Annotated in this window: 11 protein-coding genes and 1 tRNA gene; 4 read left to right on the top strand and 8 right to left on the bottom strand. The window is 66.1% G+C overall.

The features are described 5' to 3' along the window. The first annotated feature begins 74 nt into the window (after positions 1-74). From IEX78_RS07505 to IEX78_RS07515, 3 genes are all read left to right on the top strand, one after another. The gene (locus IEX78_RS07505) at positions 75-635 is read left to right on the top strand and encodes a GlcG/HbpS family heme-binding protein (RefSeq protein WP_188828017.1); all 561 of its coding nucleotides are present in this window, start codon (positions 75-77) and stop codon (positions 633-635) included. Positions 636-720: 85 nt separating this feature from the next. Further along, positions 721-793: transfer RNA gene (locus IEX78_RS07510), tRNA-Glu, on the top strand. Between the two features lie 62 nt (positions 794-855). Then, positions 856-2,001, top strand: a complete 1,146-nt coding sequence (locus tag IEX78_RS07515; protein WP_188828018.1) for an acyl-CoA dehydrogenase family protein — start codon at positions 856-858, stop codon at positions 1,999-2,001. A 54-nt stretch (positions 2,002-2,055) separates the two neighbouring features. Here IEX78_RS07515 and IEX78_RS07520 read toward each other — a convergent pair whose 3' ends face one another. Genes IEX78_RS07520 through IEX78_RS07545 form a run of 6 tightly spaced genes read right to left on the bottom strand, consistent with a single transcriptional unit; the run spans position 2,056 to position 7,374 of the window. Further along, positions 2,056-3,276 (bottom strand): cytochrome P450 family protein, encoded by a 1,221-nt coding sequence (locus IEX78_RS07520; protein ID WP_229683761.1) that lies wholly within the window; start codon positions 3,274-3,276, stop codon positions 2,056-2,058. Then, the gene (locus IEX78_RS07525) at positions 3,273-4,502 is read right to left on the bottom strand and encodes a cytochrome P450 (protein WP_188828019.1); all 1,230 of its coding nucleotides are present in this window, start codon (positions 4,500-4,502) and stop codon (positions 3,273-3,275) included. The genes IEX78_RS07520 and IEX78_RS07525 overlap by 4 nt, the downstream gene beginning before the upstream one ends. Then, positions 4,499-5,065, bottom strand: coding sequence for a GTP-binding protein (locus tag IEX78_RS07530; RefSeq protein WP_268240886.1), 567 nt, complete (start codon positions 5,063-5,065; stop codon positions 4,499-4,501). The genes IEX78_RS07525 and IEX78_RS07530 overlap by 4 nt, the downstream gene beginning before the upstream one ends. Positions 5,066-5,093: 28 nt before the next feature. Further along, the gene (locus IEX78_RS07535; RefSeq protein ID WP_188828021.1) at positions 5,094-5,438 is read right to left on the bottom strand and encodes a DUF742 domain-containing protein; all 345 of its coding nucleotides are present in this window, start codon (positions 5,436-5,438) and stop codon (positions 5,094-5,096) included. After that, entirely contained in the window at positions 5,435-5,845 is a 411-nt protein-coding gene (locus IEX78_RS07540; RefSeq protein ID WP_188828022.1) for a roadblock/LC7 domain-containing protein, read from the bottom strand. The genes IEX78_RS07535 and IEX78_RS07540 overlap by 4 nt, the downstream gene beginning before the upstream one ends. After that, positions 5,842-7,374: an ATP-binding protein gene (locus IEX78_RS07545; protein WP_188828023.1), complete on the bottom strand. Its 1,533-nt coding sequence runs from the start codon at positions 7,372-7,374 to the stop codon at positions 5,842-5,844. Before IEX78_RS07545 ends, IEX78_RS07540 begins: the two co-directional genes overlap by 4 nt. 158 nt (positions 7,375-7,532) lie before the next feature. Between IEX78_RS07545 and IEX78_RS24510 the strand changes: the two genes are divergently transcribed. Next, complete coding sequence (locus tag IEX78_RS24510; RefSeq protein ID WP_268240881.1) at positions 7,533-11,456, top strand: arabinosyltransferase domain-containing protein; 3,924 nt, start codon at positions 7,533-7,535, stop codon at positions 11,454-11,456. 168 nt (positions 11,457-11,624) lie between these two features. Here the strand turns inward: IEX78_RS24510 and IEX78_RS07565 are convergent, their stop codons facing one another. Continuing rightward, entirely contained in the window at positions 11,625-12,770 is a 1,146-nt protein-coding gene (locus IEX78_RS07565; RefSeq protein WP_188828311.1) for an alpha/beta hydrolase, read from the bottom strand. 120 nt (positions 12,771-12,890) lie between these two features. Continuing rightward, positions 12,891-13,532: an LppP/LprE family lipoprotein gene (locus IEX78_RS07570; protein WP_188828024.1), complete on the bottom strand. Its 642-nt coding sequence runs from the start codon at positions 13,530-13,532 to the stop codon at positions 12,891-12,893. Positions 13,533-13,565: the final 33 nt, after the last annotated feature.

A 13,565-nucleotide genomic window follows, 5' to 3' on the forward strand; every position in this document is an offset into this window, starting at 1 on the left:
TGCCCCGGCGACAGGATGGAGACATCAGGCCGCACCGAGCGGCCAACGACGAATCTCACGCTGTAGGAGCAACCATGACCACCGCCAAGTTCGCCACTCGCAAGCGTCTCATCGTCGCGGGAGCTTCGGCCGCCGTTGTCGCTGCCGGAGCGGTTGGCATTGTTTCGGTGCAGGCGCAGGCCCCCGACGCTGGCACCCGCACGCCGGTGGTCGCCGATGTGAGCGCGCCCAACCTCACCCAGAGCACGCACCTGTCGCTCGCCGCAGCAACGAAGGCCGCGCAGACCGCGCTCGACGCGGCGGCCAAGGAGAACGTGAAGGTCAGCGTCGCGGTGGTCGACCGCAACGGCAACGTCATCGTCACCCTGCGCGGCGACGGCGCGGGCCCGCAGTCCTACACCGCCGCCCAGCAGAAGGCGTTCACCGCCGTTTCGTGGAACGCGCCGACCACCGAGCTGAGCAAGCGCCTTGAGTCGGCCCCGCGCCTCGCCGACATCGACGGCACCCTGTTCCTCGGCGGCGGCACCCCGGTGAAGGCCAACGGTGCGCCCGTCGCCGGAATCGGTGTCGCCGGCGCGCCCTCGGGCGACCAGGACGAGAAGTTCGCCAAGGCTGGCGCGGCGGCACTGTCCTAGTGCTTCGCATCACCCGTTTTGGTTGATTGGCACGACGTGGGCTAACGTATCTACCGCACGGTTCACCTGGTGAGCCGTTGTCCACGGCCCCGTCGTCTAGCGGCCTAGGACGCCGCCCTCTCAAGGCGGTAGCGCGGGTTCGAATCCCGTCGGGGCTACAGCGAAAACTCCTCGGTCATCGCGACCGGGGAGTTTTTTTCTTCCACCTACACTCGGCCGTATGAAACGCAGTATTTTCACCGAGGATCACGACGCGTTCCGGGCGTCGGTGGCGGAATTCGTCAAGCGCAGCATCGAGCCCAACGCCGAACGATTCGCCGAAGAACGCGCGATCGACCGCGAAACCTGGCTCGCGGCAGGCGAACTCGGCTACCTCGGGCTCGGTGTTCCGGAAGAGTTCGGCGGCAGCGACGCGGGCGACTGGCGCTTCGCCGCCGTCCTTGGCGAAGAACTCGCGAAAGCCAGTGCGGCACTTTCGTCTTCGTTCGGCATTCATTACGACGTGTGCGCCCCGTACCTCGTTGAGCTGACCACCGACGAGCAGAAGCAGCGCTGGCTGCCAAAGTTCTGTACCGGTGAAATCGTGACCGCGATCGGCATGACCGAACCGTCGGGCGGCTCCGACCTCGCCGCACTCAAGACCACCGCGGTGCGCGACGGCGACGACTGGATCATCAACGGGTCAAAGACGTTCATTACCAACGGCTTCAATGCCGACCTTGTAATCGTCGCGGCGCGCACGAGCCCAGAAAAGAAGGCGAAGGGCATCACCCTGTTCGCCATTGAAGACGGCATGCCCGGCTTCAGTCGCGGACGCAAGCTCGACAAGGTTGGTCAGCCCGAATCCGACACGGCCGAACTGTTTTTCGAGAACGTTCGCGTACCCGACGCCAACAGCATCGGCGAAATCGACCGTGGCTTCATCGCCATGATGGAGCGCCTACCCCAGGAGCGCATCGGCGCCGCGGTCAGCAACCTGGCGCACGCGGCGGCGATTCTGCACGAGACACTCGCCTACGCCAAGGAACGCAAAGCGTTCGGTCAGCAGATCGGCAGCTTCCAGTACAACAAGTTCCTCTTCGCCGAACTGGTCACGAAAGTCGAAGTGACGCAGGCGTTTATCGACCAGTGCGTCGCCGCGCACGCCGACGGTGAGCTGTCTGCCGTCGACGCCGCCAAGGCCAAGTGGTGGAGCGCCCAGGTGCAAAACGACGTGCTCGACGCGTGCGTTCAGCTGCACGGCGGGTACGGCTACATGCGCGAATACCGGGTCGCGCGGGCGTGGATGGACGCGCGCGTCACGAAGATTTGGGCTGGGTCGAACGAGATCATGAAGGAACTGATCGGCCGCGATCTAGGGCTGTAAATCACGACCAACGAGTGCACGCCCGGTGCGAAAACACCGGGCGCGCACCGTAGGTCAGCCGACCGCGACGGGCAGTGCGGCGAGGTCGTTCTGGGTCAGCACCGGCAGATTCACCAGTTCATCGTCGGTCACCGCGAGCTTGAGGCCGGGGAACCGCGCGAACAACGCGGGCAGCGCGATCGACACCTCAAGTCGCGACAGCGCGGCACCGGGGCAGATGTGCGGTCCGTAGCCAAAAGCCAAGTGCGTCTTCGCCGTTGCCCGTTCGACGTCGAATTCATCGGCGTTCTCGCCGTGCACACCCTTGTCGCGCCCGACGGCACGGTAGGACATCACCACCCCGTCGCCCTTGTTGATCACCACGTCGCCAACGGTGATGTCTTCGGTCGCGAAGCGCATCAGCAGGTGCGTCACCGGCGAATCCCAGCGCAGCGTTTCCTCGATTGCCTGCTTCCATTCCACCTCGCCCGCAAGCACTTTCGCGAGTTCATCGGGGTGGTTCGACAGCGCGCGCACCGCGTTGAGGATGAGCCCAACCGTGGTCTCGTGGCCGGCGGCGACGAGCGCCTTGATATTGCCGATCACCTCTTCCTCGGTGAGCGGTTCGCCACCTTCGTCGGCGGTGAGGAACGCCGAAGTGAGGTCGTCGCCGGGGTTGGCCGCCTTGGCGCGCACGAGGTCGGTGAAGTACACGTCCATCGCGTCGATGATCGCGAGGCGTTCGTCCTGCGGGGTCATTACCGAGAAGAACGCCTTGTACCAGTCGAGCAGTTTCGCGTGGTCAGCCCGGTCGACGCCCATCAGTTCGCCAACGACGCGCATCGGCAGCGGGTACGCGAAGACCTGCTTGAGGTCGACAACGCCCCCGTTTTCCGCAGCGGCCGCCGCGACATCGTCGAGCAGCTCGGCGGTTAGTCGCTCGATGACCGGGCGCAATTCTTCAAGTCGACGCGGCGCGAGCGCTTGGGTTGTCTTGGCGCGCAGCCGCCGGTGCTCGGGCCCGTCGACGGTAAACATACTGCGACCAGCGTCAACCATGCCGATCAGCGGCCACTGCCGGGTGACGACACCCGAACTCCACAGCCCCCACGCGTTGATGTCTTTCACCAGCCGTGCGTCGGTGGTGAGCTGCCGTGCGATCGCGTGATCGGTGACCGACCACGCGGGCACCCCGAGCAGGTCGATCTGGGTGATCGGCCCAGCTTCACGCAGGTGCGTTGTCTCCTCATCGAGGTTGGTCACCATCGGGTTGATGGCGAAAGGACAGGTACTCACAACGAACCTCCGACAGGTCTAACTGGGGTAAAACGGACGGGCAGTGCGGTCATGCCCCGAAGGAAAGCCGAAGGTCGCCGAACGAGTTGGTCGGCGGGGACAGCGAGGTCGACGTCTGGGAGTCGATCGAGCAGCACTTCAATCCCGGTACGCGCGATGATCTCGGCCATCTGTTGTGCCGGGAACGGGCAGCGATATTCGCCGTAGCTGAACGCGAAATGGGCGTTGTTGCCCGCTGGGACGTTGTCGTGCAGGGATTGCCGAACGTGTGGGTCGAGGTTGGCGGCGGCGAGGCCGAGCAGCAGCATGTCGCCCGCGCGGATGGTGCGTTCGGCGAGTCGGGTGTCGCGCGCGGCCCATCGACCAGCGAGGACCGACGTCGGCCCTTCCTCCCACAGCACCTCGTTCATCGCGTCGCCAACACTGCGACGACCGCCGCCGAGCGCTGCGGCGAAGCGTTCGTCGGTGAGCATCAGTCGAAGCGCGCTACCGAGCCAGTCGGCGGTGGGCAACTGACCTGCGGCCATGATCGCCATCAGGTCGTTGACGTATTCCTCGTCGGTGAAGTGGCCTTCTTCGCGCAGCATGCGCGAGGCGAGGTCGCCGCCGGGACGTGCCTTTTTCGCGGCGAGCAGCCGGGCCATGTGCTCGCCGAAACGTTGGTGGCCGCGATGGGCGTCAGCGCCGCCGTCGGCGAGCGCTTTGATGGTCGCGGCCACGTCGGCGGCGTCGGTATCGGGCAGACCGAACACGCGACACAGTGCGAGCACCGGCAGCGATTCAGCGAATTCGGCGACGAGGTCAGCGCTGCCACGGCCGCAGAATCGGTCGATGAGCCGGTCGGCGATGTCCTCGCACACCCTGCGCAATTCGAAATGGTCAACGGCTTCAAGCGCGGGCTCGACCATCGCGAGATGCCGCCGATGTTCCTGACCTGCGGTGAAGTAGATCGACGGCTGTGGTCGCCCGACCATCGGCAGCAGCGGCCAGTCGTCGGGGACGCGACCCCACTGATTCCACAGCGAGACATCGCGTGGGAAAAGCAGCGGATCGCTTGTCACCTGGTGCAATTCGCGGTACCCGATGATCAACCACGCCGGAAATCCGCCGAGCAATTCGACAGGAACGACAGGGCCGTGTTCGCGTCGCATCCGCGAATACAGGCTGTGTGGGTCGGTGTGGAACTCGGGACCGCTCAGCGCGACCGGGCATTGTGAGGTAGTCATTCGACTGAGTCATCCTGTCCGACACGGGAATACAGGTGCTCGATCAAGGCAATCAGCACCATTTTGCTTGATTCACGCTCGCGCGCGTCGCACATCACTAGCGGGATTTCCGGGGAAAGGTCGAGTGCGTCGCGTACCTGGTCGGGCGCGTAGGTTTCCCCAAAGTCGTTGCAGGCGACCACGAATGGCGTGCCCTGATGTTCAAGCCGGTCGATCGCGTACCAGGAGTCTTCGATGCGGCGCTGGTCGACGAGCACGATCGCGCCAAGCGTTCCGGCGAAAAGGCGATCCCACAGGAACCAAAACCGTTGCTGCCCGGGCGCACCGAAGAGGTAGAGCACGTGTTCGTCGTCGAGGGTGATGCGGCCGAAGTCGAACGCGACCGTCGTCGTCGACTTCGCTGGCACGCCAGAGGCGTCGTCGATGCCGACACCAACGTCGGTCATCGTCGCTTCGGTGTCGAGGGGGCGGATCTCGCTTACCGAGCGCACCATCGTGGTTTTGCCGACGCCGAAACCGCCGATGATGACGATCTTGAATCCGTGTTGAGCGGAGTCACGCAGCGGCGCGTGCGCGCGGGTAGGCGCGGTCTCAGAGCCTGCTAAGTCCAACGAGCACCTTCTTGAGGGTGGAAGCATCGAGCGACAACGCCGCCGACAACGGTGGGCGGAGCGTGATCTTGCCCGCGTGCAGCAAATCCGAAAGCAGCACCGTCGTCACCCCGACCGGGAGCCGCAGCTCGGCCGCGATCTCAACAACGGCCGTCGGCGCACGGCACATGTCGAGGATCGCGATGTGTTCCGACGGCATCCCGTGCACGGGCGCGCTCTCGGCGACAATCAGCGTGACCAGGTCGAAGTCTTCGGCGATGGGCGCGCGACCACCGGTGATCGTGTAGAAGCGATCGGGGTCCTCGTCGCGGATCGCCCGAGTCAACTGCCGACCACCCGTCGCGGTTGCGCTGCCAAATGCTCACCGAGCTGTTCGACGAGCTGGTGCATCGTGTGACCGACCAGCCCAGCGTCGGCGTCTTCGGTGGCGATCACGGCCAAATGCGCACCGCTACCAGCTTCGATGACGAACAGAATGCCGCCGTAGAACTCGGTCATCGACTGCCGAACTCCGCCGCGCCCGTCACCGAATTCGACCGACGCGCCATGCGCGAGGCTTTGGAAGCCAGCGGCGATGGCGGCGAGCTGGTCGGCGCGGTCGGTGTCTAGCTCGGGGGTGTGACAGATTTTGAGCCCGTCGCCCGATAACAGCAGCGCGTGGCGCGCGCCGGGCGTGCCCGCGACGAGGTTGTCGAGCAGCCAGCCGAGGTTGCTTCCAGCGGTGGTCGTCATCGGTGGTCCTCCAATGGGTCGAACGGGGCACCGGGCTCGTCACGCGCGGCGGTGGGCGGCCGAGTGGGTGCGGAACGTTGGAAGGCGCCAAGCGAGCCGGGACTCGTCGCCGGGCCTGCTTGGCGCGGCGGGAACGGGGCGGGAGCTTGGCCGGTCAGGCCGTCGGGGTGGACCTGGGCGAGAGTGACGCCGCGTCGGCGTTTGGGGAGGCCACCGGGGGTTTTCGGGGCTGCGCGCGGGACAGGTTGGTCTTGGACGTAGTCAGCGAAAGTTGCTGGGCGCGACACTGTTTCGGGCACTTGCACGACTGGGTGGTCAGGGACGGTCGTGCGCTGGGAGTCGCGCGTTGGCGTTTCGTTGACCGGTGCCGAGTCGGTCAGTTGCTCGGACATGGGCGCGTTCAACGTGGACGCTTGCGGCTGGCCTGGCACCTGCGTCGCAAGGTGGTTCGGCATCGTGTTCGGGATAAGACCGCGTGGCGTTGGCGCGATGACTTGCATTGGGCGACTGCGTGGTTCGGCGCGGGCGGTGAGGTCGCGGGGGACGACAACGACGACGGCCGTGCCGCCGATGGCCGACGGGCGGAACGAAACGGTCAGGTCGTGTTTGCGTGCGAGGTGGCCCACGACGGCGAGGCCGAGTCGAGTTCCGGAAAGCGAAGCGAGGTCGGTACTTTCGTCACCTGACACTGCGGATTGCGCTCGGCGCAGTGCCGAGTCGCTCATCACGAGGCCGCTGTCTTCGATCGTAATGACAACGCCCGCAGGCACTTCCGCCGCGTAGACGTGGACCTCGGTCGTTGGTGGGGAGAAGTTGCACGCGTTGTCGAGCAGTTCGGCGAGAGTGTGCATCACGCCTTCGGCGGCATGACCGACGACGCCGACATCGGCGACGGCGCGTAGTCGCACGCGCTGGTACCCGGCGACGCGACCCATCGCGCCACGCAGAATCGACTCCATCGCGATGGGTTTCGCCCAGCGCCTGCCGGTGCGCGCCCCACTGAGGACGGCGATGCTGTCGGCGAGGCGGCCCGCCTGGGCAGTCCGGTGGTCGAGGTGAAGCAGGTCGGTGAGCACGCGCGGGTCCGCGTGCCGGTGTTCCATTTCGCGGAGTTCGGCGAGCATGCTCGTCGTCATCGCCTGGATGCGACCGGCCGCGCCAGCGAACGCGGCGAGCGCCGCCGACCCGCGCCGCGAGTTCTCCTGCGCATCCCATTCGAAGCTAGCCGCGCGGTGCTCAGCGTCAGCGAGCTGGCGGGCCGCGTGTTCTTCGGTGGCCGCGATGTGTTCTTGAAGCTGCTGTAAGGCAAGCGCGTTCGCCTTTGCACGGGCGCGTTGCCGCAGGGCGACGAACAGTGCGGGGCAGCCGATCAACGCGATGCCGAAAGCTGCCGCCGCGACGGGTAGGCCGATCTCAAGTGGCACGAAGATCGCGGTGACGGCGGCCGCGGTGAGGACGACGACGCCCACCGCGAGCGCCGGATATCCGGCGGGGGCAGACTTCGGCGGTTCGACCTGCGCTGTACTCACGAACCCCCGACCACCATTTCATCCGACCAAATACCCAGAACGCCAAGCAGTTTCACGATCGGAAGCGAGCATAACGAGGCCTCGCCCGGACTGCCACCCGAGCTGTTGGGGTTCACGCGGTGTTCGGTTGCGCGTTGTGGTGGCTAGCATCGGTGGTCGTGCAGCCAGATTCACCCGGCCTGAGTCGGATTTCGTTAATCGGCATCGCGGCGGGGGTACTTGGTGGCTTGCTCGCTGTCGCGGTGCCGCTGCTGCCTGTCGAGATGAGTAGGCCGAGCCTGAATTGGCCGCAGCCGCAGTCACTTCAGGTAAGCGCCCCGCTGGTAGATTACGTCCCGCTGACCTTGTCCGCACGCGTGCCGTGCTCGGCGATCACACCCGAGGTAGGGACGGTCCTGGCGACGGTGCCGCCAGCCGCACCGCGCGCCGGTTCGACCGGATTGATCGCGCGGGTCGACGAGCGCGGCGCGCTGTCGGTGGTGTTGCGCGACAAGATGTTGCTGAGCGTGCCGGTAAGCGAGCTTGGGGCGTGCGAGGCGTTGACGGTGTCGTCTTCGGCAGAAGCGACAACGGTTTCGCTGCTCGGAACTGCGCATACGACAACACTTTCCGGTGACGTGCGCCCGCAGGTAGTCGGCGTTTTCACGGACCTGGACCGCACTCGTTTGGGCGATGCGTTCCTGCACGCGAACATCGACGCGCGCTTTTCGTCGACCCCGAGTGTGGTGAAGCGACTGGCGACGTGGGCCGCGGTTGTGTGCGCGATGGTTGCGCTTTGGGCGTTGGCGCGGGGCGAGGGTGGACGCCGGCGGTTGGGCGGTTGGCGTCGCGGGGCGCGGCGTCGTGGTGGGGGAACGGGTGAGGCTCGCGCGCGGCTATCTCGACTCAGCGCCGTCGATGCGGTCGTTCTTGCGGTCCTCGGCATCTGGCACGTCATTGGCGCCAACAGTTCCGATGACGGGTACATCCTCACGATGGCGCGCGCTTCGCAGGCGTCGGGGTATATCGCCAACTATTACCGCTGGTACGGGGTCGCCGAGGCGCCGTTTGGGTGGCCGTATGAGGTGCTCGCCTATCTGGCTCGGGTGAGCGAGGCGGGGGTGTGGATGCGGCTGCCAGCCTTGGTCGCTGGTGTCGTGTGCTGGTGGTTGCTGAGTCGTAAAGTGTTGCCGCGCTTGGGGACTCGGGGTTCCGCCGCATCGTGGACGGCCGCGCTGGTCTTCCTCGCGCTCTGGCTGCCGTATAACAACGGGCTGCGGCCGGAACCGATTATTGCCGTTGGCGTGCTTGTCTGCTGGTATGCGATGGAGCGGGCGATCGCGACGCGGCGGCTGTTGCCGGTCGCGGTTGCGGTCGGGGTCGCGGCGTTCTGTCTGGCGGCCGGGCCGACCGGGCTGGTCTGCGTTGGCGCGCTGATCGCGGGATCGCGGCCGGTACTCGGGACGGTGATCGCGCGAGCCCGCGCCCTATCTGGACCTGCCGTGCTGCGGTACGCGGCGGTGCTTGCGCCGATCGCGGCGGTCGGCACGCTCGTTTTGGTTGTGGTTTTCGCTGACCAGACCGTTGCGACGGTGCTGGAAGCGACCCGCGTACGTCAGGCTGTCGGCCCGGACATGTCGTGGTTCGAGGAACGCACCCGCTGGGATTCGCTGCTTTCAGTGAACCCGGATGGCTCGCTCGCGCGGCGGTTCGGCGTTTTGACGATGCTGCTCAGTCTGGTTGTGTGCACGGTGACGGCCCTGTGGTGGCGCGGTCGCATCCCGCTGACCGCGCGCGGTCCAGTGCTGCGCTTGCTCGCGGTAGTCGCGTTGGCGCTTGGGTTGATGATGTTCACGCCGACGAAGTGGACGCACCATTTCGGCGTTTACGCTGGCCTCGCCGCCGCATTGGCTGCGGTCGTGACGGTTGCCGTGAGTCGAGTTGTGTTGCGCCCGAACTACTTCCGCACCCTTTATGCGGCTGCCGTGCTTTTCGTGCTCGCGGTGTGTTTCACGGGGTCGAACGGGTGGTGGTACGTGTCGGGATACGGGGTGCTGTTCCCCGATCGTGCGCCGGTCGTTGGTGGCATCTCGGTCTCGACCGTGCTGCTGTGCGCGACGGGAGTTGCGCTGGCATTCGCGCTCGTACAGTTCTTTCACGGTGGGGCGCAACGAGATTCGGGTGTCTTTGGTGTCGGCGCGGAGTCGAAGTCTGTTGATCTCGCCGACACGACAGGGGCGGTGCGGCGAGCGCAGTGGACCTTCCGACGTGGCGCTGTGTCCGGACCGCGCGCGGCCACCCCGCTAACGATCGCGGCGGCGGCGATGGTCGCGTTCGAAGTGGGTTCACTCGGCATCGCAGCCGCCAGTCAATTCCCTTCGTACTCGGTGGGTTTGGCGAACCTGCGCGCGCTCGCGGGCAGCCCGTGCGCACTCGGCGACAAGGTATTGGTCGAAACGAACACCGCCGACTCACTCCTACTCCCCTACACCGGCACGGCCGCCGACGGCCTCGCCGCCGAAAACACCGGCTTCACCCCAAACGGAGTAGGCAGCCTGACCCCCGACCCTGGCCCGGGCGAAAACACGGCCCCGCCGTCGGGATCGGGTCCGCCAGGAGGTTCGGGGGGACCCGGTGGTTCACCGAGTGGCGGTGCCCCAAGCGGTGGTGGGCCCGTCGGCAGCGGACCTACCGGCGCTTCCCCCGGCGGTAGCAACACCCCGAACAGTGGTGGTCCCGCCGGACCTTCGGCTAGCCCGGCCGGTGGCGCCCCGAGTAGCGGAGGTCCCGGACCAGCTGGCGGGCCCGCTAACGGCGCAAACCCTGGCCCGAACGCGCCGACGAACTCACCCGGAGTAGGCGCACCTTCCGGTCCCACTGCCCCCGGCCCTCAGCAACCTGGTCCTTCGGCTGCCCCAACTGGTCCCGGCTCGGGTCCAGTTCCCGGCGACGCATCGCGCGGGGGTTCAGCTCCCGTCAGCGGCGCCCCTTCGGCACCCGGCACCGGATCACCTGCACCGGGCGGACCACCACTCAACGGCACCATCACACCAGGCGGCGCACCATCCAACGGAACCACCACACCAGGTGGACCACCACCCAACGGAACACCCGCACCGGGCGGACCGCCTGCGAACGGCACCGTCGCGCCAGGCGGACCTTCGCCCACTCCCGGCGCACCATCCGCACCCGAAAGTCCCAGTACCCCAGTCAAACCCGCTGACCAAGCCAGTACCGCGAAACCTGACACGCGCCCCGCTGGCCCACCCGATGAGCAGGGGAAACCGGGAATCAACGGAAGTACCGTCGCCCTCCCGTTCGGCCTCGCGCCCGAGCGCACCCCCGTGCTCGGCAGCTACTCAACCGGCGAACCCAAGCGCAACAAACTGACCACCCAGTGGTACCGCCTCGACGCCCCCGCACATGAGGATTACCGAGTTCTCATCCTGACCGTCGCGGGCCGTATCGAATCCGTCGGTCCCGACGGGAAAACCCAACCGGGACAACGCCTTCGCGTCGAATTCGCCCACCACAACGACGACGGAACGACAACCCCAACCGGCGACCTCACGCCGCCCAGCGTCGGCGGCGCACCAGGTTGGCGCAACCTCCCCATCGCGCTCGACCGAATCCCCGCTAATACCAACGCGATTCGTCTCGTCGCGGAAGGCGAAGCTGACCCCATGCAATGGCTCGCGCTCACTCCCCCGCGCGTGCCGAAGCTGTCGTCCCTCGACACTGTCGTCGGCCAGACCACACCGGTCATCGCGGATTGGCATGTCGGCCTTGCCTTCCCGTGTCAGCGTCCGTTCAACCACCGCGACGGTGTCGCCGAGCTACCCATCTGGCGCATCCAACCCGACAAGCTCAACGCGCAGGTATCGGAAACCTGGCAGGGCGCGTCGGGCGGTGGCCCGCTTGGGTGGTCGACGATGCTAATGCGGTCGCGCGCAGTCCCGGCGTATCTGGCCGACGACTGGACCCGCGACTGGGGCGAACTCCAACGCCTCACCCGCATTATCACCGCCCCACCTGCGGAAATAACGCCGCGCACCGAAACAACGTGGGGCTTGGAAACCGACACCCCGATCAGGCTCAATTAACCCCTGAAATCGGACATTTCCATTGGCATTTTCGTGCAACTTCGCGGCCGAAGACCCCAATAACGGGGTTTAGGGCGCGAACGCGCACGAAAATGCCAGTCAAGCGCCCGCACAAACAAGAACGGTCGCCGCGTGTCTCGCGGCGACCGTGACTATCCGGACAATTCCCTACTTTGGCGGCGCACCCGCAGGCGGCTCAGCACCCGGTGGCGGCCCGAGCGGCTGCGCGCCCGGTGGCAGGGGCTTGCCGATGTTGCGCGCGATGTCGGGCATCAACCGGATCGCGACCTGCTCCCACGTCCCCCAGTTGTGAATCCCGATCTCCGGGAAGTCATAGGAGACATTCGTGTAACCCAGTGCGGTGATGCGCTTTTCAAACGACCGCGTGTTCGCCAGCGCGATCGCCTCAAGCGGCATGCCCTGGGTGATCGCGTCGATCGACGACAAGTCCTGGTCAGCAGGTTTGGCGCTCCCCGCCGACACATACAGCCGCGTGTTATTCGCGATCAGCTTCTCGGCAAAGGAATACGGGTCCATCCGCGTCCACTTGTCGCTGCCAGCGGGGGCCATCGCGTCGATGTTGTAGCCGCCGCTTGCGATCATCGCCGCGCCGAGCGCTTCGCGCATCCCCGGCATCGACAGGTTCAGATATCCCGAAAGCGTTCCCGCATAACTGAATTGCTCAGGGTGATACGCCGCCATCATCAGCGCGGCACCGCCGCCGCTCGACAACCCGACGACCCCGTTGCGCGTCGCCGAGAACCCAAGCCGCTTCGCGAGCGCGTCGGGCAGCGTCTTGGTGATGAACGTTTCCCACGCGTACGCGGTGGTTTTGCCGTTCGTGTCGGACCATCCGCCGATCGCCGAACCCGAGTCGGCGCTGGGCAGGAACGAGCCGTCGGGGTTGACGCCGAAGAAGTCGCTCGGCCGGTCCCAATCGGCGTAGAAGCTGGACTGGCCGCCGACCGGCATCACCACGTTGATGTTGAATTTCGCCAATTGAGCCGGGATGGTTGTGTGCTTTTCCCAGCCGTTGAGGTCGGATTCAGCACGTTCACCGTCGAGCAGATACACCACGCGATCGGTGTTGCCGTCGGCCGCGCGCACAATGCGAGTGTTGATGGTGCCCATCGACGAGTCGACCGGGAAGTCGATCGCCGACGGGTCCGCATCGGCGCTGGCAGGGGCGGTCGAAACCAGCGGCATGAGCGCCGCGACCGCTACGCCAGCGAGGGTGCGTCGCACTCGACTGCGCGCCCCACCCAGAGTTGTCCCACGCAAAATTTCGCCTCTCGTTGTGCGGCCCCGCCGCATCCCCGCGACACACCCGCACAGCGGGCACATCCTGTCGGGCAGCATAGCGCGCGACTGGTGATGCCGAGGAATTGTCTTCGACCGCAACGAGATCGAGTAGGTGACCGCGCCGGGACGCGGTTACCGGTGCGGGTTGGTGACCTCGGTCGGCAACGTTCCGCCCATCACGACGCGCGAACCGTTCCACGTGTAGGTCATCGTCGCCGGGCCACCCTGCGGTGCCGCGAAGGGTTCATTCCCTGCGAGCCAACGGTATTCGACGGTGGTCACCGTAGAAGTCGACGCGACAACACGAGTGAAGGCATACGGCTCGGAAGTCGCTGTGCCCAAATACTTTCCGTCGTGGAAGAACAGTACGTGTACGGGCGAACCGGCCGAGTTGCCGCCGACCGCGCTGACCCACAGGAGTTGTCCGCAGTCGCCGGGGGTATCGGTACTCGCCCGCGTCGCACGCCAACCGTCACCGAGGGAAGCCAGAGCACGTTGCACGCCAACGGAATTGGTGTCGACGCAGGCGTTGGCGCTCCCGATGTCGCTGACCGGCTTTGCCTTGGTTGGCGCTGACGTCGCGACGGGGCTACTGGGCGAACCCGGATTGCCCGTCGGCTCCCCGGCTTGTTCCCCACCACCGCCAGCGCCCGGCGTAACGGAAACCGTTGGCGCACTGGACGTTCCGCCAAGCGGCGTCCCACTCGCATCACATCCAACAACCAGCCCGGCCGCCGCGACAATCAACATCCCAAGACGCAATGAAGACTTCATGATCCCTCGATCCCTGGTATCCGCTAACGCGCT

This window comes from Nocardia camponoti, assembly GCF_014646135.1.
GTDB lineage: Bacteria > Actinomycetota > Actinomycetes > Mycobacteriales > Mycobacteriaceae > Nocardia > Nocardia camponoti.